The organism is Archangium violaceum, from assembly GCF_016859125.1.
GTDB lineage: Bacteria > Myxococcota > Myxococcia > Myxococcales > Myxococcaceae > Archangium > Archangium violaceum_A.
This window is the reverse complement of the sequence record NZ_CP069338.1, coordinates 3,340,515-3,363,802: the sequence shown is the minus strand read 5'-3', so window position 1 is coordinate 3,363,802 and position 23,288 is coordinate 3,340,515. Positions and strand designations below refer to the sequence as shown.

At 67.7% G+C, this 23,288-nt stretch carries 15 protein-coding genes and 1 pseudogene; 8 read left to right on the top strand and 8 right to left on the bottom strand.

The window, feature by feature from the left end:
- The first annotated feature begins 93 nt into the window (after positions 1-93).
- Together sppA and JQX13_RS14505 are read left to right on the top strand one after the other, a co-directional pair.
- A complete protein-coding gene (gene sppA, locus JQX13_RS14510) occupies positions 94-1,884 on the top strand; it encodes a signal peptide peptidase SppA (RefSeq protein WP_203409609.1) in 1,791 nt (596 codons plus the stop codon).
- Between the two features lie 142 nt (positions 1,885-2,026).
- Positions 2,027-2,359, top strand: coding sequence for a MazG nucleotide pyrophosphohydrolase domain-containing protein (locus tag JQX13_RS14505; RefSeq protein WP_203409608.1), 333 nt, complete (start codon positions 2,027-2,029; stop codon positions 2,357-2,359).
- 4 nt (positions 2,360-2,363) lie between these two features.
- On the opposite strand, the gene JQX13_RS14500 is transcribed toward JQX13_RS14505, so the two are convergent.
- Positions 2,364-3,614 carry a hypothetical protein gene (locus tag JQX13_RS14500; RefSeq protein ID WP_203409607.1) on the bottom strand — a complete coding sequence of 417 codons (1,251 nt, stop codon included), beginning with the start codon at positions 3,612-3,614 and terminating at the stop codon, positions 2,364-2,366.
- A gap of 285 nt (positions 3,615-3,899) precedes the next feature.
- On the opposite strand from JQX13_RS14500, the gene JQX13_RS14495 reads away from it, so the two are divergent.
- From JQX13_RS14495 to JQX13_RS54065, 4 genes and pseudogenes are all read left to right on the top strand, one after another.
- Positions 3,900-5,843: a D-arabinono-1,4-lactone oxidase gene (locus JQX13_RS14495; RefSeq protein ID WP_203409606.1), complete on the top strand. Its 1,944-nt coding sequence runs from the start codon at positions 3,900-3,902 to the stop codon at positions 5,841-5,843.
- A 94-nt stretch (positions 5,844-5,937) separates the two neighbouring features.
- Positions 5,938-6,429 carry an SgcJ/EcaC family oxidoreductase gene (locus tag JQX13_RS14490; protein ID WP_203409605.1) on the top strand — a complete coding sequence of 164 codons (492 nt, stop codon included), beginning with the start codon at positions 5,938-5,940 and terminating at the stop codon, positions 6,427-6,429.
- A gap of 87 nt (positions 6,430-6,516) precedes the next feature.
- A pseudogene (locus JQX13_RS56275) lies at positions 6,517-6,774 on the top strand (RCC1 repeat-containing protein); the annotation flags it as partial.
- A gap of 21 nt (positions 6,775-6,795) precedes the next feature.
- Positions 6,796-7,236: an RCC1 domain-containing protein gene (locus tag JQX13_RS54065; protein ID WP_239014752.1), complete on the top strand. Its 441-nt coding sequence runs from the start codon at positions 6,796-6,798 to the stop codon at positions 7,234-7,236.
- A 324-nt stretch (positions 7,237-7,560) separates the two neighbouring features.
- Here the strand turns inward: JQX13_RS54065 and JQX13_RS14480 are convergent, their stop codons facing one another.
- From JQX13_RS14480 to JQX13_RS14470, 3 genes are all read right to left on the bottom strand, one after another.
- Positions 7,561-8,340 (bottom strand): phosphoenolpyruvate carboxylase, encoded by a 780-nt coding sequence (locus JQX13_RS14480; protein WP_239014751.1) that lies wholly within the window; start codon positions 8,338-8,340, stop codon positions 7,561-7,563.
- A gap of 379 nt (positions 8,341-8,719) precedes the next feature.
- Positions 8,720-9,136: a DUF2000 domain-containing protein gene (locus tag JQX13_RS14475; protein ID WP_203409603.1), complete on the bottom strand. Its 417-nt coding sequence runs from the start codon at positions 9,134-9,136 to the stop codon at positions 8,720-8,722.
- A gap of 30 nt (positions 9,137-9,166) precedes the next feature.
- The gene (locus JQX13_RS14470; RefSeq protein ID WP_203409602.1) at positions 9,167-10,039 is read right to left on the bottom strand and encodes an AraC family transcriptional regulator; all 873 of its coding nucleotides are present in this window, start codon (positions 10,037-10,039) and stop codon (positions 9,167-9,169) included.
- A gap of 304 nt (positions 10,040-10,343) precedes the next feature.
- Between JQX13_RS14470 and JQX13_RS14465 the strand changes: the two genes are divergently transcribed.
- A complete protein-coding gene (locus JQX13_RS14465; protein ID WP_203409601.1) occupies positions 10,344-15,647 on the top strand; it encodes a trifunctional serine/threonine-protein kinase/ATP-binding protein/sensor histidine kinase in 5,304 nt (1,767 codons plus the stop codon).
- A gap of 5 nt (positions 15,648-15,652) precedes the next feature.
- On the opposite strand, the gene JQX13_RS55905 is transcribed toward JQX13_RS14465, so the two are convergent.
- The 4 genes from JQX13_RS55905 to JQX13_RS55890 are packed head-to-tail and all read right to left on the bottom strand — an operon-like array spanning position 15,653 to position 17,598.
- A complete protein-coding gene (locus tag JQX13_RS55905; RefSeq protein ID WP_343211089.1) occupies positions 15,653-15,997 on the bottom strand; it encodes an ATP-binding protein in 345 nt (114 codons plus the stop codon).
- Positions 15,951-16,805 carry a HAMP domain-containing protein gene (locus tag JQX13_RS55900; protein WP_343211088.1) on the bottom strand — a complete coding sequence of 285 codons (855 nt, stop codon included), beginning with the start codon at positions 16,803-16,805 and terminating at the stop codon, positions 15,951-15,953. Before JQX13_RS55900 ends, JQX13_RS55905 begins: the two co-directional genes overlap by 47 nt.
- A 20-nt stretch (positions 16,806-16,825) precedes the next feature.
- On the bottom strand, positions 16,826-17,215 hold the full coding sequence (locus JQX13_RS55895) for a PDC sensor domain-containing protein (protein ID WP_343211087.1): 390 nt from the start codon (positions 17,213-17,215) through the stop codon (positions 16,826-16,828).
- Positions 17,212-17,598, bottom strand: coding sequence for a hypothetical protein (locus JQX13_RS55890; RefSeq protein ID WP_343211086.1), 387 nt, complete (start codon positions 17,596-17,598; stop codon positions 17,212-17,214). Before JQX13_RS55890 ends, JQX13_RS55895 begins: the two co-directional genes overlap by 4 nt.
- A 386-nt stretch (positions 17,599-17,984) precedes the next feature.
- On the opposite strand from JQX13_RS55890, the gene JQX13_RS14455 reads away from it, so the two are divergent.
- Complete coding sequence (locus tag JQX13_RS14455; protein ID WP_203409600.1) at positions 17,985-23,288, top strand: trifunctional serine/threonine-protein kinase/ATP-binding protein/sensor histidine kinase; 5,304 nt, start codon at positions 17,985-17,987, stop codon at positions 23,286-23,288.

Sequence of the window (23,288 nt, the reverse complement as noted above, 5' to 3'; positions counted from 1 at the left end):
TGGAAGAGGGGCGAATGTCGTATGAGGAGTCGGTTGGTAGTAAGCCCTTCGCATACACGCAGGTGTCACACACAGGTGTCAGGAGCCTGGCGCATGAAACGCTTCTTCATCGGTTCGCTCGCGTTGGTGGGCGCACTGAGCCTCCTCTTCATGGGGGCCGTGGTGGGGCTGGTCATCCTCGGGGCGTCGAACAAGCCAGGGGTGCCGGAGCAGGTGGTGCTGGAGCTGGAGCTGAGCGAGCCGTTGGCGGAGTACGTGCCGGAGGACTCGCTGGCGGGGGCCTTCGGGGACGAGAAGCTGACGGTGCGGGACGTGGTGGACGCGCTGGAGAAGGCGGGGGAGGACGGGCGGGTGAAGGCGCTGGTGGTGAAGCTGGACGGGGCGCCGGGGAGCACGGCGGTGGTGCAGGAGCTGCGTGACGCGGTGAAGGCCTTCCGGGCGAAGGGGAAGAAGGCGGTGGTGTACGCGGACACCTTTGGCGAGGGCGGGGGGGCGACGGGGGCGTACTACCTGGCCACGGCGTTCGACGAAATCTACATCCAGCCCTCGGGGGACGTGTCGGTGGTGGGGGCGGCGGTGGAGACGCCCTTCGGGCGCGACATGCTGGCGAAGCTCGGGGTGAAGCCGAGGATGGGCAAGCGCTACGAGTACAAGGCGGCGGTGAACTCGTACACGGAGCAGACGTACACGGAGGCGCACCGCGAGGAGACGGAGCGCTTCCTGACGAGCCTCTTCGGGCAGGTGGTGAAGGGGGTGGCCGAGGGCCGGAAGCTGAGCGAGGAGCAGGTGAAGGCGGCCATCGACGCGGCGCCGCTGCTGGGGAAGGAGGCGCTGGAGGCGAAGCTGGTGGACGGGCTGCTCTACCGCGACGAGGTGTACGAGAAGGTGAAGGAGGAGGCGGGGAAGGGGGCGCGGCTCCTGTACGTGGAGAAGTACCTGGAGCGGGCGGGGAGGCCGAACACGCGCGGGCCGGTGGTGGCGCTCATCTACGGGGCGGGGGGCATCTCGCGAGGCCGCAGCCACACCAACCCCATGACGGGCGAGGTGACGATGGGGAGCGAGACGGTGGCGGCGGCCCTCCGCAAGGCGACGGATGACGAGCGGGTGAAGGCCATTCTCTTCCGGGTGGACAGCCCCGGGGGGAGCTACGTGGCGAGCGACACGGTGCGCCGCGAGGTGCAGCGGGCGAAGGAGAAGGGCAAGCCGGTGATCGTGTCGATGGGGACGTACGCGGCGAGCGGCGGGTACTTCGTGTCGATGGACGCGGACAAGATTGTCGCGCAGCCGGGGACGCTGACGGGGAGCATCGGGGTGTACAGCGGGAAGCTGGTGACGGCGGACTTCTGGGAGAAGCTGGGGGTGAACTGGGAGACGCTCGCGGTGGGGAAGAACGCGGCGATGTACAGCACGGACCTGGACTTCACGCCGGAGCAGCTGGCGAAGCACGAGTCGTCCCTGGACCGGGTGTACGAGGACTTCACGGCGAAGGCGGCGGAGGGGAGGAAGATGCCGGTGGAGAAGCTGCGGGAGGTGGCGAAGGGGAGGGTGTGGACGGGGGAGGACGCGAAGGAGAAGGGGCTGGTGGACGAGCTGGGAGGCTTCCCGGTGGCGTTGAAGCTGGCGAAGGAGGCGGCGAAGGTGGAGGGCCCGGTGAGGGTGGAGGAGTTCCCGAGGAAGAAGGGGGCGGCGGAGGTGCTGGCGGAGCTGCTCGGGGAGAAGAGGGGAGAGAACAGCGACGACGAGGGGGCGGGCGTGGAGGTGAGCGCGCCGTGGAGCCCGTTGCTGAAGCAGACGCGGGCGCTGTACCAGCTGGGGGTGAAGCTGGGGATGGTGGAGGAGCGGAGGCAGATGCTGTCCGCGCCGGTCCCCGACACCACCTGGTAGCCCAACCCAACCCATCCCATCCCATCCCTCCCTCTCCCTCCGGGAGAGGGTCGGGGTGAGGGTATCGAGATCCTCGGAGTACCTGTCACTCGAGCCCCACCGCGGTTGACAGGCGAAAGGCGCGTCAGCGAGGAAGGGGAGCATGATCACACTCCCCGAAGGCGCGACGATGAAGGACTACCAGCGCTACATCCACGAGCTGGAGACGCTGCATGGATGGCTGAAGGTGGACCTGGTGCACAACTGTTTCCTCATGGGAGAGGAGATGGGAGAGCTGTTCAAGGCGGTGCGCCGGTACAACAAGCTCTTCGACGAGGGGAAGAGCACGCCGACGGAGGAGGCGAAGGCGCACCTGGCGGAGGAGCTGGTGGATGTCTTCAACTACCTGTTGGCCATCGCCAACCGGGTGGATGTGGACCTGGAGCAGGCGTTCCGGGACAAGAACGCGCGCAACCAGCAGCGCACGTGGAGCTGAAGCGCTACCGGTCCCGGTGGAGCACGAGCACCTGACGAGCGAGCCCCGGAACGGAGCAATACAGCCGTAGGACGTCGGGGGACTCCAGGGGCTCCGCCAGGGATTGGCACCAGCGGAGCAGCGCGAGGAGGGAGGCGTCGTCCTGGAGCCGCCACCGCTCATCGGTCGAGACGCGGTGGCGGATGCGAGCCATGGCGGCGGCGGAAACACCGAGCAGGGTGCCGGCCCGGGTGATGAAGAACAGGCGGCGGAGGAACGACTCACCGACGGGTTCTCGCCGGAAGAGGCGGAAGGAGTCGCGCGTGAAGACGAAGCGCTCGCCGTCCTGTTCATGCACGGCCTCGCGGTCGAAGTGGCCGGAGCGGAAGTAACGCGTGCGGTAGAGCTGGGCGTCATAGTGCCCGGAGTCGCCCTTGAACCAGGCCAGGTTCTCCTGACGGCGGCGGAAGCCGTGGGCCAGGTCATTGAGGTTGCGCTTCACCTCGACGAGCGCGAGCACCTCCACGGGCTGGCCGGGGCGGAGCGGCTGACGGATGAGCAACTGATCGAGCTCGGTGCGCGCGGCCCCGAGCCCCACACCGGTGAGCACCCGGAGCCGCGCCGTGGCCCCGTTCCGCGCCAGGCCGGGCACGATGGAATGCCACGTCAGGGAGAGGGCCTGCTGCTCGAAGCTCCCGCCCGCGTTCCCGGAACGGCGCCCCTGGTGCAGCAGGAGCTCGGCGAGCTCGGCCTCCGCGCGCTCGAGCCCGAGGAGGGAGCGAAGCCGCTGCCACTCCGCGCGGAGCCGGAGCAACTCCTGGCGTGGAGGGCTCGCCTGGGTGAGCAGCGCCTGCTCGCGCAGCAGCACCCGCTGTCTGTCCTGGAAGCCGGAGAGCTTCCGCTGGAGGCCCGTCTGCTTTTCCGGCCCGGCCCGGGTCAACGCGTCACCCAACCCCGCAAGGGCCTTCTCCACCCGGGAGAGCTCCTCTTCCACCTGGAGAAGGCGAGGGGCCTGGGGAGAGGCCTCGTCCGCGGCGGTGGCGCGACGGAGCGCCCGCTCCAGAGCGAGGAGCTCGGGATGGGCGCGCCGCAGGTCGCGAATCCTGGCGCGCTGGGCGAAGGCCGGGTCCGCTTCCCAGAAGGGGAGCTGCTGGGTGAGCCAGCGGCGGAAGCCCTCCAGGTCGAGGCCGCGGAGGTCGACGGACTGTTGGAGCAGCCGGTGCAGCTCGCGGGTCCCCCGGCTCACGCGGAGGGAAGAAGAGGAGGAGGAGGCCATGCGCGAGCCGGAAAGCGTATCAGCCTCCGCAGGCGGGAGTACGACACGAACCCGGAGCCGACGCGTCAGCGACAGCGCGTTGACGCGTTGGCTTCGGCCCCCTGACGCGTCAACGTCCACCGGGCGCCTCACCTCCTGGGGGGCTCGCCGAGGGAAGGGCTCCGTGGTGCAGGATTTGCTTGGGGGGGTGGAAGTTCCCGCACCCTTGCACGAGCACGATGTGAATTGCAGCACGGTTCAGCCTGCCCCCGGTGTGCACACGCACTCACAACCCAAGAGGTAGATATGACTGTTGCAAGAGAACTCTCGTCGCGGCTTCCCTCCATCCAGCAGGATCAGCAGACGGGGCTCTATCACCCCAAGAGCGAGGAGGAGATCGCACAGCTCGTTCAGTTGGCCCTCGCGAACCAATCCGTGGCCCGGGTGATCGGCTCGGGCCACTCCGTGCTGGCCGCCATCGCGGCCGATTCGCTCTATTCCGTCGTCATGTCGCTGGATCAGTACAGGGGGGTCACCTTCAACGCGGACGGGACGGTGACGGTCCAGGCCGGGTGCTATCTGGGCCAGAACGCCCCCGGGCCCTGGGAGGACACGCTCTTCTACCAACTGGAGCAGAAGGGGCTGGCCGTGCCGGACATGGGAGGGATTACCCACCAGGCCGTGGGGGGATTCTCCGTCATGGGGTGTTCGGGTGGCTCGCTCCAGTACGCCTACACCGACAGCATCGTCGGTATCACCCTCGTGGATGGGCAGGGGGTGCGGCGCTCGTACACCCGGGGGAAGGACCCGGAGTTCGAGGGCGTGCTCGTGTCCATGGGGCTCATGGGCATCATCACCAGCATCACCTTCCAGCCCAACGCGCGCTTCGACATCATCGGGAACGAGACGTGCTACGCCCTGAATGACGTCAACTGCCCCATCGACTTCTTCGGGCCGGGCTCGCCCGGCAAACCCTCGCTGGAGCAGTTCCTGCGCCAGACGGAGTACACCCGGCTGCTGTGGTGGCCGCAGAAGGGAGTCGAGCGCATCGTCGTCTGGCAGGCCCGGCGCATGAAGGCCGAGGATTACAACGCGTTCACGGGCACTCCAGGGAACCTCAATCCCAAACAATACCGGGAGTTCCCGGTCATCCTCGGGTCTCAAATCCCGGCACAGATTGCCGCGTCGTTGTTCTACCAGCTGTCCGCCGGTTGGCCGGTGTTGATCAACCTCATCCAGGACGAGCTGGTGCGCGACCTGGTCCAGGAGCTCATCGAGCTGACGTACGGCCCGTGCATCCTGCCCTTCGTGATCAACCTCTTCGCTCCCGTCTACACGGGGGACACGGTCCCCCCCGGGTCACCCGCCCCGGAGGCGCCACAGGGAATGTTCTCGGACGAGGTCCGCGTCGTCGAGCTCGAGAGGAACACGGGCACGCCCGGGCAGGGGGCGGCTTCAGCGGGCTCCGCGGGGCGGCGCGCGGCCGGAGGTCCGCGCCTCCGACTGCGTCACCCGGATGCCGGAGCCCCCATGGACTCGACCCGCGTCACGTCGGTCCCGGTCGATCTCTGGAAGGATGTGCTGGCCAGGATGCCGGACGCGAGCACCCACCTGCCCAGGTTGCAGTCGCTCCTGAGCGAGCATGGCCTGAAGCTGCCTCGCTACTACCACATCCACGTCCCGAGCGACGTCCTGCAGGGCCTCCCGGCCGTGGATGTGACGCAGCCCCAGGATCCGGTGGGCAAGCAGCCGTTCTGGGATTACTGGTACCGCAGCCTGCCGATGGACAACGATGTCTCCGATTTCCTGATGCCCACCGAGTTCACCGAGCTGTGGATCCCCCTCGACAAGACGCAGGAGGTGATGAACAAGCTGCGTGACTTCTATGAACAGGGCGGGCTCGGGGCCACGGGCTCCTACTCCTGCGAAATCTACGCGGCCAAGGCCAGTGACCTCTGGATGAGCCCCGCCTACCAGCAGGACGTGGTCCGCGTGGACGTGTTCTGGTTCCACGACCTCTTCCGGGACGAGGATGCCCTCAGGGCCTTCTATCAGCAGTACTGGGACCTGCTGAAGGAGTACGGCTTCCGCCCGCACTGGGCCAAGTACCTGCCGGACGGAGACATGGGACCCGAGTACCTGGCGCAGCGCTACCCCCGGTGGACGCAGTTCTTGGAGTTGCGCGCGCGGTTGGATCCCCAAGGGGTCTTCGTCTCCCCCTATTGGCGCAGCGTCCTCGGCATTTCCTGAGAGGAGAGTCCGTTGCACGGTCGCGGAGGTGCTCCTTTCCCTCCGCGGCATGGCCGGATGTGCCCTGCATCCGGCCCCTTCATCGGGTGTCTACATGACTCGTGGTGTTCCGATCCTGTCCCTGCTGTCCTTCCTGTTCCTGTTGCCCTCGGGCTGCGCGCATATGGACCATGCGCAGGACGAGATGGAGATCCGCCAGCTCGTGGCGGTCCAGACCGAGGCGTGGAACCGGGGGGACGCGACGGCGTGGTCCAAGGACTTCGCTCCGGACGCGGACTTCATCAACATCGTGGGGAGCGTCTTCGACGGCCGCGAGCAGATCGAGGAGCGTCACGCCGCGATCTTCGCCTCCATCTTCAAGGGCAGTCAGGCCAGGGTCACGGTGCGCAGAATCGTGTTTCCCGAGGCGAACATCGCCGTGGTCGACACGGTCCACGAGGTGACGGAGCACGGCGGACTGCCACCGGGAGTGCAGAACACCGAGCCCGGACTGCTGCGAACCCAGATGAAGTACGTGATGAAGAAGACCGGCGAGAAGTGGCAGATCCTCGCCGGCCACAACACGGACGTGAAGCCCGCGCCCTAGCCACGAATCCAATCGCGGGCCCTACTTCGCGGAGGTACAGCGCGACAGGGAGCGGGTGAGCCACGCCTCGAAGGCGGCGCGCTGCCTGTGCGGAGATGGACTCGTGCAGCAGGTCCATCGCGCGCTCCCGGGCCACGGTGGCCTCCTCGCACCGGTTCTGGGCCGCCGCCACCACGACCAGCGCCGCCAGGACATCCGAACATCCAGTCCGGCTGGGGTACTCTCTGTGGCGGGGATTCCCATTCACTTCTGCTGCGCCCGGACGGCAAACTCTGGGCTACCGGTGAAAATGGTGCTGGCCAGCTCGGAGACGGGACGACCAACGACCGCCCGGCTCCCGCGCAACTCCCGAGTCTGAGCAATGTCGTGGACGTGGACTGTGGCAGCAACCATTCACTGGCCGTGCGTGCGGATGGCACGGTCTGGGTTTGGGGCTCGGGCAGCGAGTCGAAGTCGCCCACGCAGAAGGCCGGGTTGAGCAACGTGGTAGCCGTTTCAGCGGGGTATCAATTCTCGGTCGCGCTCAAGGCTGATGGCACCGTATGGGGCTGGGGCTCCAACAGCTCCGGCCAGTTGGGAGATAACACGACTTCCGACCGCTCCGTGCCGGTGCAGGCGCAAGGACTGAGCAACGTGATTGCCGTGAGCGCCGGCCATACCCACGTGCTGGCGGTGCGCTCCGACGGCACCGTGTGGGCCTGGGGTAGCAATGATAGCGGTGAGTTTGGGAATGACAGCACCACATCCAGCCCATCGCCTGTGCAGCTCCCGGGACAAACCGCGGTCATGAACATGGTGGGCGGATGAATCCCTCTGGGTGTCGGGCTCGAACACCCACGGAGCGTTGGGTGATGGCTTGCCCCGTCCAAATCAATACACGCCGGTCCAGATGCTCATGCCCTGAAGCTGGCGGAGAGCACCAGGGGCGTGAGCCGGCGTTCTCGCTCACGCCCCGACCTCTCCTGGCAGGAGAGGGACACTCGAGCCGCCATGAGGCACATGCCTGCCCAGGCTGCCCTCCCGAGAGGGGGACAGCTGAAGGCATGGGATTGTTGGCATGGTGTGGAACCGGGGGCTATCACGAGTGGACCGCTGAAGATACCGGTCCGCTTCCCGCTGGGCCGCCCCTCCTCACCCGGTGGTCCGCAGGCCTCCGGCGATCGCGTTGACCGTGAGCAGGAGCCTCGGGAGCAGGTGCTCGGCCTGGCCGTCCTCCTTCTTGCGCTGCGCGCGCCAGGTGCGCAGCAACTCAATCTGCTGGTGGTGCAGCACGCGCAGCCACGGCTGACGCAGGCTCAACGCACGGTGGATGTGCGGCCGGCGCTCCTCCAGGGGCGCGCCCCAGATGGCCTCCAGCATGCGCCGGGTCCGCGCGTACTCCTCGCGGATCATCCCCATCACCTGCTCACGGATGGCCGCATCCTCGACCAGGCCCGCGTACGCCTCCATCACCTCCGCGTCCGCCGACAGAATCGTCGTACTGACGTTGGTGAGCACGTACTTGCTCGGGTACCACTCCAGGCCCTGGGCCTTCAGCAGGGCGAAGGCCTCGGGCTGCTCGCGCTGCAGGGCCTCCAGGGCGCTGCCCACGCCGTACCAGCCGGAGAGGAAGAAGCGCGACTGGCTCCAGCTGAAGACCCAGGGAATGGCCCTCAAATCCGCCAGGGTGCGCTGGCCGGTGCGCCGCGCCGGGCGTGAGCCGATCTTGCTGGACTCGATCACATCGATGGGTGTCGCCTGGGCGAAGAACGTGATGAAGCCCGGGTGCCGCACCAGCGCCTCGTAGGCCCGCCGGCTCGTCTCCGCCAGACCATCCAGGTGGGGCTCGAGCGGGTGGGCGCGCTGCTCGCGCTGCCGGGCCAGGAGCGCGGCCTCGGTGGCGCCCGCCAGGAGCAGCTCCAGGTTGTACACGGCGCTGATGAGGTTGGCGTACTTCTGGGAGATCGTCTCTCCCTCTCCTCCAGGACCTCCCGGAAGCAGTCGAGCAGGAAGTCCAGGTCACGTTCCACCTTCTGCGGCTGGGCCATCGACGGGGCGGGGGAATCATTCACGAGTGGGGCTCTCCTTGCCAGACCCGAACATGCGCATGACCCCCGCGAGGCGGGGATGCGCGAGGACGAAGGCCCGTTTCTGGTCGGAGGATTCCGATGCGGCCAGGGAGACGAGCGTCAGGCGTCCCGCCCGGGAGGCCCCTTGCGACGCAGGCTCTCGAGGAGCCCGAGAGTGATTCCATCCTCCTCGTACCGGCCCCGGGGATGATGCAACGTGGTCACAATCACAACGCGTGCCCTCACTTGTGGAGCGTCAATCCTTTCACCGCCTTGTCGACCTGCTTGCGGTCGCCCCGGATCGCGAGGCCGACGAGGTCGAGCTCCTCGGGATTCTCGGCCCGGAACACCGCGCGATTCGCCTCGTCGTTCCCGGTCGAGAACATGGCGCCCACGTAGACCGCGGCCTCCAGTCCACGCTCCAGCGCGGTCCGGTGTGCGCCCTGGAGCTGGGCCCGGCTGGCGCTGAAGACGAGCATCGGTTGGCCGAGCATGCGGCTATAGCGCCTGCCGGCGGCGTCCACGTAGGGCTCGCCAAGGGCCTCGGGGGCCGAGGCGGCGACGCCCGTGGCAAGGAAGGCGGCGACATTCAAGCGCTGCCAGATGGCGAGGTCGTCGCGCACGATGAGCGCGACCTTGGTGGTGAAGGTCTCGGGCATGGAGGATCTCCGTCGTTGTGCGGAGCATCCTCAGCGCTCGAGCCGCGTGCCGTCTGGAACGTTCGTGCACTTCGCGCGGTAGGCCGCCGGCGTCAGTCCGAAGGCGCGGCGGAACCAGCGGCCCAGGTGACTCTGGTCGGCGAACCCCACGGCGGCGGCGACCTCCGCGGGCGGGTCACCCGCCGCCAACCGCTTGCGCGCCGCGGCCAGGCGCAGCCGCACCAGATACGCATGTGGAGGCAGCCCGTAGGCCTTTCGGAAGGCGCGTGTCAGCTGGAAGCGATCCGCGCCACAGAGCCGGGCGAGCTCGTCCAGCCCCAGGTCCTCCTCCATCCGCTCGCGCAGCAGCTCCCGGGCGCGGCGCGCGGCACGGGTCGCGGACTCGCTCGCGCCCGCCAACACGGAAGCGCCCAGATAGGGATTGAGCGCCACGGCCAGGGCATCCAATGCTCCATCCCGCGCGAGCCGCGACTCGGGTTCGTGCAGCCTCCAGAACGCCCGGCGGATCGCCGCCGCGAGCCGGGGCTCGTCATTGAGCGTCGCGCGGAAGCCGACCCGGTGACTCGCGAAAGCACCATCCGCCACCCGGGTGCAGGTCTCGGCGAGCCAGGCCGGGCTCAGGTAGAGCATCAGGTAGGTGAAGCCCGCCTCGTCCGGGGCATTCCCATCATGAATCTCCCCGGGTTCGATCAAGATGACGCGCCCGGGCGTGCTGCGATGGATCGCCCTGCGGCAGGAGAACTCCTGCAGCCCCTGCTCCGTCACGCCGACCAGGTACTCGTCGTGGAAGTGCGGATCATAGGCGTGGCCGGTGAAGTGGGCCCGGATGGTTTCGATGCCCGTGACCGGCTCCCGAGCCACATCGACCCAGTCCCGCCCGGGGTGTGCCTGCAGGAAGTCCATCGCGCCCTCCTCCAACTGGCGTCGAGCGTTTGTCCAATACGTGTCTGGAAGAAGTGGAACAAGCCTTCCAGCCCCCCCCACGGCCAGGCAGTCGTGCCTCGGTTTTTTAGAATTCGACAGTTTTTCTGGTAGAAGTCCAGACAGGTCATCAACGAGCAAGCTGACGAAACACGCTTCGACACGCTGGTGTCCTGCTCCTGCGGGAGTCCAGGCATGGCCTGGCCGCTCCAAGCCCCAGGTGGAAAGAAGCGGTCGCTTGCCACCCACCGCAGGAGGACCCTGGCCCCAACCCCCGACGGTCTTCATGGTGAACATTCCTGGCTACACCCTGCTCGACACACTCAAGTCGACGGGGGCGAACATCCTCTACCACGCGCTGCGTGACGACGATCGCCTGCCCGTCGTCGTCAAGATGCCGGTGACTCCGCATACCGGCGCTCGCGAAATCGAGCGCTACCGGCGGGAGCACGCCATCCTCGAGCAGCTCCGGGACGTGCGCGGCGTCGCCAGGACGCTGGGGTTCGAGCAGAGCCATGGACGCCCGGTACTCCTGCTGGAGGGCGCGAGCGGCAAGGCCCTCTCCGAGAGTACCGGTCAGCCCCTGGACGTGGAGCGCTTCCTCCCGCTGGCCATCTCCCTGGCCTCCACCCTGGCCGACATCCACCGGCATGGCGTCATCCACAAGGACCTCAAGCCCTCCAACATCCTCCTGCTCCCCTCCGGTGAGTGCCGCATCATCGACTTCGGCACCGCCGTCCTCCAGACCGTCGAGCACGTGGACGCGGTCTCCACCCCTCTCATCGAGGGCACGCCGGCCTACATGTCCCCGGAGCAGACCGGCCGCATGAACCGCTCGGTGGACCACCGCAGCGACCTCTACTCCCTGGGTGTGACGTTCTACGAGCTCCTCGCGGGCACGCTCCCCTTCCACGGGCGGGACGCGCTCGAATGGGTCCACGCTCACATGGCCCAGCTCCCCAGGCCTCCTCACGAGCGCGTCCCGGGCCTGCCCCCCGTCCTCTCCTCCATCGTCATGAAGCTCCTGGCCAAGGTCGCCGAGGAGCGCTACCAGAGCGCGGATGGCCTGAAGGCGGACCTCATTCGGTGCCAGGAGGACCTGCGCCGGGGCGTGCGCGAGGAGTTCCCGCTGGGCGCGCAGGACATCTCCCCCCACTTCCAGATGCCCCAGCGGCTCTATGGGCGGGACGAACAGGTCGCCACCCTCATGGGTGCCTTCGAGCGGATAGCCCAGGGGGGAAGCCCGGAGCTCGTCCTCATCAGCGGCTACTCGGGCATCGGCAAGTCCGCGGTGGTCCATGAGCTGTACCGGCCCGTCGCCCAGCGGCGCGGCATCTTCATCCAGGGCAAGTTCGACCAGTTCCAGCGGGACATTCCCTACGCCACCCTGGCCCAGGCCATCCGCGGTCTGGTGCAGCAACTGCTGGCCGGCACCGACGCGGAGCTCACGGCCTGGCGCGAACGTCTGAGGGAAGCGTGGGAGGGAAACGGGCAGCTGCTCGTGGAGCTCGTCCCCCAGCTGGAGCTCGTCGCGGGCAAGCAGCCTCCGCTCCAGGAGCTCTCTCCCTCCGAGGCGCAGACCCGCTTCAACCGCGTCTTCCAGCGCTTCCTCGGCGCCGTCTCCACCTCCGAGCATCCCCTCGTCCTGTTCCTGGATGATCTGCAGTGGGTGGACCCGGCCAGCCTCCGGCTCATCCAACACCTCATCATCCACCCGGACACCCCACCGCTCCTGCTGGTGGGGGCCTACCGCGACAACGAGGTCTCCCCGTCCCACCCGCTGATGCTGGCATGCAAGGAGATGCTGAAGGAGCGCGTCCGGGTGACCGACATCCGGCTCGAGCCGCTGAGCCTGGAGCAGCTCCAGCGGCTCATCGCCGACGCGCTCCCGGGCGCGGGTGGCGAGCTCATCGAGCCGCTCTCCGCCCAGGTGCACGAGAAGACCGGCGGCAACCCGTTCTTCTTCATCCAGCTGATGCGGACGCTGAACCAGGATGGGCTCCTGACCCGCACGCCCGAGGGCACCTGGCGCTGGGATGCCGAAGGTGTCCGCGCCAGGGGCTACTCCGACAACGTCGTCGACTTCATGGCGGGAAAGCTGCGCCAGCTCCCCGAGGTGACGCAGCACCTGCTGAGCCTGTCGGCGTGCGCGGGCAGTGTCTTCCCACTCCAGACGCTGTCCATCATCTCCGACCTGCCGCCAGGCGAAGTGGAGCGGGGACTCGAGCCCGCGCTCCAGGATGGCCAGTTGATGCGCAGCGGCCTGGAGCAGTACCGCTTCATCCACGACCGCATCCAGCAGGCCGCCCATGCCCTCATCCCCGAGGAGCAGCGCAAGGCCGTCCACCTGCGCATCGGCCGTCTGCTGCGGGCGAGCCTCTCCCCGGAGGAAATGCGGGAGCGGCTCTTCGACGTGGTGAACCAGCTCAACGCCGGCGCGGAGTTGATACGGGAACCCGAGGAGCGCCATGACGTCTCGCTCCTGAACGCCGAGGCGGGCAGGAAGGCGCAGGCCTCGACGGCGCACCGCTCGGCCGTCTCCTACTTCACGGCGGCCCTCCAACTCCTCCCAGAGGATTGCTGGGAGCGGGAGCGCACCTTCACCTTCGAGCTGCACCTCCAGCGCACCATCAGCGAGTTCATGAGTGGCAATCCGTCCGAAGCGCTCCAGCTCGCGGAGGCGCTCCAATGCAGGGCTCGCACTTCCACGGAGATCGCCGCGGTCTCCTGCCTGCTCAGTGACATGCACCTCGCCGCCAGCCAGAGCAATGCGTCCGTCGCGTGTCTGCTGGAGGGACTGGCGGCGCTGGGAATGCCCATGTCACCCCATCCCTCCTGGGATGAGGTGGTGGCGGCCAACCAGGAGGTGTGGGCCCTCATGGGGGAGCGCCCCATCGAGAGCCTCATCGAGCTGCCTCTCATGACGGACCCGGACACGAAGGCGGCGATGAGCATCCTCTCCGCCCTGTTCTCGCCGGCGCTCTTCACCGACATCAACCTGCTCTTCCTCCACCTCTGCCAGATGGTCCGCCTCTGCATCCGCCATGGCAACGCCGAGTCCGCCGTGAACGGTTATGCCTGGTACGGCCTCATGCAGGGACACTGCTTCCAGAAGTACCAGGAGGGGTATGCCTTCGGGTTGCTCGCCTACGAGCTCGTCGAGCACTACGGCTTCTCCGCCTCCAAGGCCAAGGCGCTCTACTGCATGGAGCTGGTCAACTACTGGACCCGGCCCATCTCCCGCTCGCTGGAGCTCATCCGCGAAGCCTTCCAGCATGCGGTCCCGGCCGGTGACTTCCTGAGCGCCTGCTACAGCTGCAACCACATCGTCACCAATCGCCTGGCCCTGGGGCACCCCCTGGACGAGGTCTACCAGGAGTCGATCGCGCGCCTCGACTTCGGACGCAAGGCCGGCTTCCAGGCCGTGCAGGATGTCATCCAGCAGACCCAGCGTTACGTGCAGCAGCTGCGCGGCCTTTCGCCCTCGTTCGGCTCGCTGAGCGGCGAGGATTTCGACGAGGAGGCCTTCGAGACCCACCAGGCACCGACGCGTCTGAGCACCGTGGTGTGCTGGTATTGGATTCTCAAGATGCAGACGCGCTACATGAGTGGCGCGTACGAGGAGGCGCGCCAGGCCTCGGCCCGAGCCGGGGAGCTCCTCTGGTCCTCGGTCGGCCACATCCAGCAGCTCGACTTCCACTTCTACAGCGGCCTGACCCTGGCGGCCTGCTACGAGGGCGCCGCCCCGGAGCGGCAGCGGGAGTACCTCGAGGCCATGCAACGGCACCAGGCGCAGCTCGAGGAGTGGGCGAACAACTGCCCCGAGAACTTCCGCGCGGCCGAACGGATGGTGTCCGCGGAGCTGGCCCGCTGCCAGGGCATGCGGGACGAGGCGATGTATGCCTACGACGAGGCGCTCCAATCCGCCCGGGAGCACGGAGTCCTCCAGAACGCGGGCCTCGCCGCCGAGCTCGCGGCGCGCTTCTGGCGCGAGCGGCGCGTCCCCACCATCGCCCTGCCGTATGCCCGCGAGGCCCGTGAGGCGTTCCGGCAGTGGGGCGCCCACGGCAAGGTCCAGCACCTGGAGCAACAGTGGCCCGCGATCGTGGCCATGGCGGAGGGCTCGGACACCCCCTCTCACGACACGAGCTCCACGCAGCTCGACGCGCTCTCCGTGGTGAAGGCCCAGCAGGCCATCTCCGGTGAAATCGTCCTGGAGCGGCTGGTGACCACGTTGATGGAGGTCGCCATCGAGAACGCCGGCGCCCAGCGCGGTGCCCTCCTGCTCCCGCATGGCAACTCCCTGCGCATCGCCGCCATCTCCAACGACTCACAAGACGGCGTCCGGGTGTTCCCGGAGGACGAGGCCCACACGGAGGGCCTGCCCTGGACGCTCCTCACCTACGTCCGGCGCACGTGCGAGCACGTGCTCATCGGCGATGCCTCGCGGCCCCATCCCTTCTCGTCGGATACGTACCTCGAGCGCGGCCTGGCCCGGTCCGTGCTGTGCCTGCCGCTCGTGCGCAAGGAGGGACTCGCTGGCGTGCTGTACCTGGAGAACCGCCTCGCCGCCGAGGCCTTCACGCCCTCCCGCATCGCGCTGCTCGGACACATCGCCTCTCAGGCGGCCATCTCCATCGAGAACGCGCGGCTCTATGACGAGGTCCAGCGCGCGGAGACGGCCCTGCGCCACGCCAAGGACGAGCTCGAGCGCCGCGTGGACGAGCGCACGCACGAGCTCAAGCGGACCCAGGTCCGGCTCGTGGAGACGGCGCGCGCGGTGGGCATGACGGAGATCGCCTCCAATGTGTTGCACAACGTGGGCAACGTCCTCACCAGCGCCGTGGTCAACCTGGAGGTGACGCGTCAGGCGGTGGGCTCCTCCCGGGTTGTCCGGGTGAAGCAGGTGGCCGCGCTGCTGGAGGAGCACCGCGGGCGGCTGGGGGACTTCTTCACGAAGGATCCACGCGGTGCGCATCTGGTCGACTATATCTCCGCGCTCGCGGGCGAGCTGCTGGGTGAGCAGACACATCTTCAGGAGAACCTGGAGGCGATGAACAGACATATCGAGCACATCCGCGCCATCGTCCAGGTGCAGCAGACCTACGCCAAGACATCGCTGCTCCTCGAGGAGTGTGACCTCGGACAGCTCGTCGACGACACCCTGCGCATCCAGCAGGCGGCGCTCCAGCGCCACGGCATCACCGTCAACCTCGTGGTCTCACGAGTCCCCCGGGTGAGGCTGGACAAGCACAAGGTGCTGCAAATCCTCATCAACCTCGTCAGCAACGCCAAATACGCCATGGATACGGTGCCCGAGGGACAGCGGCACATGACGGTGCGGCTCGCCGCCGGGAATGGGCGGGCGCGCATCCAGGTGGTGGACACGGGCATCGGCATCGAGCCGAAGCATCAGGCGAAGCTCTTCGCGCACGGCTTCACCACCCGCAAGGACGGGCATGGCTTTGGCCTGCACTCGAGCGCGCTGGCGGCGCAGATGCTCGGGGGAACCCTGACGCTGGAGAGCGAGGGGCCAGGACGGGGAGCCACGGCCACCCTGGAGATTCCCCTCACGCCCGACAAGACCTGAGCCCGTCAGGCCGCGGGCGGCTCCTCGATGGGTTGATAGGGCAGCTCCAGCGTGAACGTGGCGCCACGCCCGGGCCCCTCGCTGTGGACCGTCAGGGAGCCACCCAGCTCCTGCGCCGCCAGGGAGCTGGAGTGCAGGCCGAAGCCGTGCCCATCATCCCTTCGGGTGGTGAAGCCGTACTGGAAGATGCGCGTGAGCATCCCCTGGGAGATGCCCATGCCGTTGTCGCGGACCTCGATGCGCACGCGGTCGGCGACGGGGGTGTCCAGCGTCACCGTCAGGATGCGCTGCTCCGCCGGCGTCTCATCCATGGCGTACTTGACGTTGCTGATGAGGTTGACGAGGATCATCAACACCTTGTGCTTGTCCATCATCACCGGAGGCAGGAAGCACAGCTGACGCACCTCCTTCACCTGGTGCCGGGTGAGCGCGGCCGCGTTGATGCGCAGCGCGTCGTCCACCAGGGTCGTTGAGCACATTGCCCACGTTGTGCAGCACGCTGGTGGCGATCTCCGCCATGCCGGCCTGCCGGGCCGTCTGCACCAGCTGCCCGTGGACCGTCTTCAGCTCCCGGGTGCGCTCCTCCACCCGCTGCTCCAGCTGCTCGTTGGCCTGCCGCAGCTGCTCTTCCCGCTGCCGCACCTGGTCGGACATGGTCCGGAAGGCACCCGCCAGCTGCCCCAGCTCGTCACCCCGTGAGGTGTCCAGCGCCACCTGGAAGTCACCGGACGCCACGTGATGGGCGGCCTGGGTGAGCCCCAGCAGGGGCCGGGCAATCTGCCGCTGGAGCACCTGGTACATGATGATCAGCTCCAGCAGCAGCGACACCAGGCCGAACAGCAGGACGTAGCGTGCCGACCGCAAGGCCGCCGCGCTCACCACGCTCCCGGGCAACACCGTGACGAAGTTCCACCCCGGCCCCTCCAGCCGATCCACGGCCAGGTACTCGTCATGCTCCGGCAGCTCCAGGAGGCTCTCTCCAGGGGGCCGGTTGCGCACCTTCTCGAAGAGACTCCGCAGATGGACCTGCTGCGCCTCGGAGCCGAGCTTCGGGGGAACCTCACCCGGCTTCAGCGCCGCCCCCAGGATGTTGTAGCCGACATTGGCCCCCTGAAGGTCCAGCTCGGGATGGGCGATGATCTGACCGTCATCGCGCACCAGCAGGTTGTAGGCGCTGGTCAGGTGGTCCTTGATGGAGCGGCCATCAGCTCATCCAGCAGGACGTCATGGGCGATGGACGCGACATGGCGGCCCTCCCTGTCCAGCGGGGTGGTGACCGTGACCATCCAGTGCCGGGTGACGGGATACTGGAAGATGCCGCTCCAGACCGTCTTCCTGCTCGGATTCTTCTCGGGCGTGCTGATGGTGTAGTACTCGTAGTCGAGCGTTGGATCCTCCGCCGGGATGTCCTGGGCCCAGGTGGGGATGGAGGGCCAGTAGGAGAGACACGGCCCCTCCACCAGGGTGATGTAGGTGCTGTTGAAGCGTGTCGAGAAGGCGGGCCCGTACTGGGCGAGGACGTCGTAGGCGGCCAGGATGCGGCGGCGCAGCTCCGTATCCAGCTTCACGCCCGGGGGATGAAGACGCCCACCATCTTCGTCGCGTCGAAGCCCTCCGCGCGGGAGCGGACCGAGCCGTCGGGCTGCCAGGTGAAGAGGCTCTCGAAGCGGGGGTTGGGGTCCTGCTGGCTCCAGGCCTGGATGCGCTCCTCCAGCGCCTTCTTGAGGAGGGTGTGGTTGTCCTCCGCCAGGACGAAGAGGGCCTCCTCCCGCTGGCTGCGCTCCGTCACGTGCCGCTCCAACTGCTCGAGCGCGTCCTCACGCAGCGTGTGAAACATGTGCAGGTAGCTGACCAGGGTGGTCAGGATGATGATGACACCGATACGCACGCCCATCTGGATGAGCGTGGAACGGGCAAGGGAGGCAGGCGGTCGGGAATTCAGTTCTGGCATGCGTGGACCGGCTCAACCCTCGGGCGCTGGAATTTTTTCCGTGTCTCCACCCCCACCCCTGGAAATTCCATGAAAGAGGGCTTCCACCAGCGGCACGACCGGATACCTGTTCGACAGGCGGGCTGATGAAATTGAAACCCCGATGATGCACACGCTTAGCAAGCCTGATTGACTCCAGACGCGGCGTATCAATCGCTAGCACGCATGAGCAGCGCCTTTTGACGAGGAGTCTCAGTGTAGAGATTTTGGAGAATCCAAAATCTTCCCTGGTACAATCCTGGACAGCTCATCACCCTCGCCGCTCCAAGTCCCCCCCAGAGTGGGTGAGGTCGCTTGCCGGCATCGGTGGGATGATTCTGGCCTCAAACCAACCCCTGACGGTGCTCATGGCGAACATTCCTGGCTACACCCTGCTCGACACGCTCAAGTCGACGGGGGCGAGCATCCTCTACCACGCGCTGCGTGACGACGACCGCCTGCCCGTCGTCGTCAAGATGCCGGTGACTCCGCATACCGGCGCTCGCGAAATCGAGCGCTACCGGCGGGAGCACGCCATCCTCGAGCAGCTCCGGGACGTGCGCGGCGTCGCCAGGACGCTGGGGTTCGAGCAGAGCCATGGACGCCCGGTACTCCTGCTGGAGGGCGCGAGCGGCAAGGCCCTCTCCGAGAGTACCGGTCAGCCCCTGGACGTGGAGCGCTTCCTCCCGCTGGCCATCTCCCTGGCCTCCACCCTGGCCGACATCCACCGGCATGGCGTCATCCACAAGGACCTCAAGCCCTCCAACATCCTCCTGCTCCCCTCCGGTGAGTGCCGCATCATCGACTTCGGCACCGCCGTCCTCCAGACCGTCGAGCACGTGGACGCGGTCTCCACCCCTCTCATCGAGGGCACGCCGGCCTACATGTCCCCGGAGCAGACCGGCCGCATGAACCGCTCGGTGGACCACCGCAGCGACCTCTACTCCCTGGGCGTGACGTTCTACGAGCTCCTCACGGGCACGCTCCCCTTCCACGGGCGGGATGCGCTCGAGTGGTTCCACGCTCACATGGCCCAGCTCCCCAGGCCTCCTCACGAGCGCGTCCCGAGCCTGCCCCCCGTCCTCTCCGCCATCGTCATGAAGCTCCTGGCCAAGGTCGCCGAGGAGCGCTACCAGAGCGCGGATGGCCTGAAGGCGGACCTCATTCGGTGCCAGGAGGACCTGCGCCGGGGCGTGCGCGAGGAGTTCCCGCTGGGTGCGCACGACATTCCGCCTCACTTCCAGATGCCCCAGCGGCTCTACGGGCGGGACGAGCAGGTCGCCACCCTGATGCGCGCCTTCGAGCGGATAGCCCAGGGGAGAAGCCCGGAGCTCGTCCTCATCAGCGGCTACTCGGGCATCGGCAAGTCCGCGGTGGTCCATGAGCTGTACCGGCCCGTCGCCCAGCGGCGCGGCATCTTCATCCAGGGCAAGTTCGACCAGTTCCAGCGGGACATTCCCTACGCCACCCTGGCCCAGGCCATCCGCGGTCTGGTGCAGCAACTGCTGGCCGGCACCGACGCGGAGCTCGCGGCCTGGCGCGAACGTCTGAGGGAAGCGTGGGAGGGAAACGGGCAGCTGCTCGTGGAGCTCGTCCCCCAGCTGGAGCTCGTCGCGGGCAAGCAGCCTCCGCCCCAGGAGCTCCCTCCCTCCGAGGCGCAGACCCGCTTCAACCGCGTCTTCCAGCGCTTCCTCGGCGCCGTCTCCACCTCCGAGCATCCCCTCGTCCTGTTCCTGGATGATCTGCAGTGGGTGGACCCGGCCAGCCTCCGGCTCATCCAGCACCTCATCACCCATCCAGACACCCCACCGCTCCTGCTGGTGGGGGCCTACCGCGACAACGAGGTCTCCCCGTCCCACCCGCTGATACTGGCACGGATGGAGATGCTGAAGGAGCGCGTCCGGGTGACCGACATCCGGCTCGAGCCGCTGAGCCTGGAGCAGTTGCAGCGGCTCATCACCGACGCACTCCCGGGCGCGGGTGGCGAGCTCATCGAGCCGCTCTCCGCCCAGGTGCACGAGAAGACCGGCGGCAACCCGTTCTTCTTCATCCAGCTGATGCGGACGCTGAACCAGGATGGGCTCCTGACCCGCACGCCCGAGGGCACCTGGCGCTGGGATGCCGAAGGTGTCCGCGCCAGGGGCTACTCCGACAACGTCGTCGACTTCATGGCGGGAAAGCTGCGCCAGCTCCCCGAGGTGACGCAGCACCTGCTGAGCCTGTCGGCGTGCGTGGGCAATGCCTTCCCACTCCAGACGCTGTCCATCATCTCCGACAAATCAATGGGTGAGGTGGAACAGGGGCTCGAGCCCGCGCTCCAGGATGGCATGCTGATGCGCAGCGGCCTGGAGCAGTACCGCTTCATCCACGACCGCATCCAGCAGGCCGCCCATGCCCTCATCCCCGAGGAGCAGCGCAAGGCTGTCCACCTGCGCATCGGCCGTCTGCTGCGGGCGAGCCTCTCCCCGGAGGAAATGCGGGAGCGGCTCTTCGACGTGGTGAACCAGCTCAACGCCGGCGCGGAGTTGATACGGGAACCCGAGGAGCGCCACGACGTCGCGCTCCTGAACGCCGAGGCGGGTAGGAAGGCGCAGGCCTCGACGGCGCACCGCTCGGCCGTGGCCTACTTCACGGCGGCCCTCCAACTCCTCCCAGAGGATTGCTGGGAGCGGGAGCACACCTTCACCTTCGAGCTGCACCTCCAGCGCGCCATCAGCGAATTCATGAGCGGCAACCCGGCCGGGGCGCGCCACCTCGCGGGGACGCTCCGCCCCAGGGCTCGCACCTCCGCGGAGATCGCCGCGGTCGCCTGTCTGCGCAACGACATCCACCTCACCAGCAACGAGAGTGAAGAGGCCGCCGGGTGTCTGTTGGAGGGACTGGCGGCGCTGGGCATGCCCATGTCACCCCATCCCTCCTGGGACGAGGTGGTGGCGGCCAACGAGGAGGTGTGGGCCCTGATGGGGGAGCGCCCCATCGAGAGCCTCGTCGAGCTGCCCCTCATGACGGACCCGGACACGAAGGCGGCGATGAGCATCCTCTCCGCCCTGTTCGCTCCGGCGCTCTTCACCGATCTCAACCTGCTCGTCCTGCACCTGTCCCGGATGGTGCTGCTCTGCCTGCGCCATGGCAACACCGAGTCCGCCGTGCACGGGTACGTCTGGTATGGCCTGATGCAGGGGCATTGCTTCAAGAAGTACCGGGAGGGGCATGCCTTCGCGTCGCTCGCCAGCGAGCTCGTCGAGCGCCACGACTTCGCCGCCTCCCGGGGCAAGGCGCTCTACGGCATGGAGATGGTCAGCTACTGGACCCGGCCCATGGCCCTCTCCCAGGAGCTCATCCGCAGTGCCTTCCACCACGCGGTCCCGGCGGGTGACTTCCAGACCGCCTGCTATAGCTGCAACCACACCATCACCAACTTCCTCTTCATGGGGCACCCGCTGGAGGAGGTCTACCAGGAGTCGGTCGCGCGCATCGACTTCGTGCGCAAGGTCGGCTACCGGGGCATCGAGGAGATCATCCATCACATGCAGCGATACATGCTGCAGCTGCGTGGACTCGCGCCTTCGTTCGGCTCGCTGAACGGCGAGGATTTCCAGGAGGAGGCCTTCGAGGCCCACCTGTCCTCGGCCTCCATGACCACCACGGTGTGTTGGTATTGGCTCCTCAAGATGCAGGCGCGCTACATGAGCGGCGCGTACGAGGAGGCACGCCAGGCCTCGACCCGGGCCGGGGAGCTCCTCTGGTCCTCGATCGGCCACATCCAGGTGTTCGACTTCCACTTCTACAGCGGCCTGACCCTGGCGGCCTGCTACGAGGGCGCCGCCCCGGAGCGGCAGCGGGAGTACCTCGAGGCCATGCGGCGGCACCAGGCGCAGCTCGAGGAGTGGGCGAACAACTGCCCCGAGAACTTCCGCGCGGCCGAACGGATGGTGTCCGCGGAGCTGGCCCGCTGCCAGGGCATGCGGGACGAGGCGATGTATGCCTATGACGAGGCACTCCAGGCCGCCCGGGAGAGTGGCTTCCTCCAGAACATCGGCCTCGCCGCCGAGCTCGCGGCGCGCTTCTGGCGCGAGCGGCGCGTCCCCACCATCGCCCTGCCGTATGCCCGCGAGGCCCGCGAGGCGTTCCGGCAGTGGGGCGCCCACGGCAAGGTCCAGCACCTGGAGCAACAGTGGCCCACGCTCGCGGCCGTGGCGGAGGGCTCGGACACCCCCTCCCACGACACGAGCTCCACGCAGCTCGACGCGCTCTCCGTGGTGAAGGCCCAGCAGGCCATCTCCGGTGAAATCGTCCTGGAGCGGCTGGTGACCACGTTGATGGAGGTCGCCATCGAGAACGCCGGCGCCCAGCGCGGTGCCCTCCTGCTCCCGCATGGCAACTCCCTGCGCATCGCCGCCATCTCCAACGACTCACAAGACGGCTTCCGGGTGTTCCCCGAGGAGGACGCGAGCACCATCGCCCTGCCCTGGACGCTCCTGTCCTACGTCCGGCGCACGTGCGAGCACGTGCTCATCGGCGATGCCTCACGGCCCCATCCCTTCTCGTCCGATACGTACCTCGAGCGCGGTCTGGCCCGGTCCGTGCTGTGCCTGCCGCTCGTGCGCAAGGAGGGGCTCGCCGGCGTGCTGTACCTGGAGAACCGCCTCGCCGCCGAGGCCTTCACGCCGGCCCGCATCGCCCTGCTCGGGCACATCGCCTCGCAGGCGGCCATCTCCATCGAGAACGCGCGGCTCTATGACGAGGTCCAGCGCGCGGAGACGGCCCTGCGCCACGCCAAGGACGAGCTCGAGCGCCGCGTGGACGAGCGCACGCACGAGCTCAAGCAGACCCAGGTCCGGCTCGTGGAGACGGCGCGCGCGGTGGGCATGACGGAGATCGCCTCCAATGTGTTGCACAACGTGGGCAACGTCCTCACCAGCGCCGTGGTCAACCTGGAGGTGACGCGTCAGGCGGTGGGCTCCTCCCGGGTCGTCCGGGTGAAGCAGGTGGCCGCGCTGCTGGAGGAGCACCGCGGGCGGCTGGGGGACTTCTTCACGACGGATCCACGCGGCGAGCGGCTGGTCGACTATGTCTCCGCGCTCGCGGGCGAGCTGCTGGGTGAGCAGACGCAGCTGCAGGAGAGCCTGGAGGCGATGAACAGACACATCGAGCACATCCGCGCCATCGTCCAGGTGCAGCAGACCTACGCCAAGACATCGCTGCTCCTCGAGGAGTGTGATCTCGGGCAGCTCGTCGACGAAACCCTGCGCATCCAGCAGGCGGCGCTCCAGCGCCACGGCATCACCGTCGATCTCCAGGTGTCGCGCATCCCCCGGGTGAAGCTGGACAAGCACAAGGTGCTGCAAATCCTCATCAACCTCGTCAGCAACGCCAAATACGCCATGGATACGGTGCCCGAGGGACAGCGGCACATGACGGTGCGGCTCACCGCCGGGAATGGGCTGGCGCGCATCCAGGTGGTGGACACGGGCATCGGCATCGCGCCGGAGAACCAGGCGAAGCTCTTCGCGCACGGCTTCACCACCCGCAAGGACGGGCACGGCTTCGGCCTGCACTCGAGCGCGCTGGCGGCACAGATGCTCGGAGGAACCCTGACGCTGGAGAGCGAGGGGCCGGGACGGGGCGCCACGGCCACCCTGGAGATTCCCCTCACGCCAGACAAGGCCTGA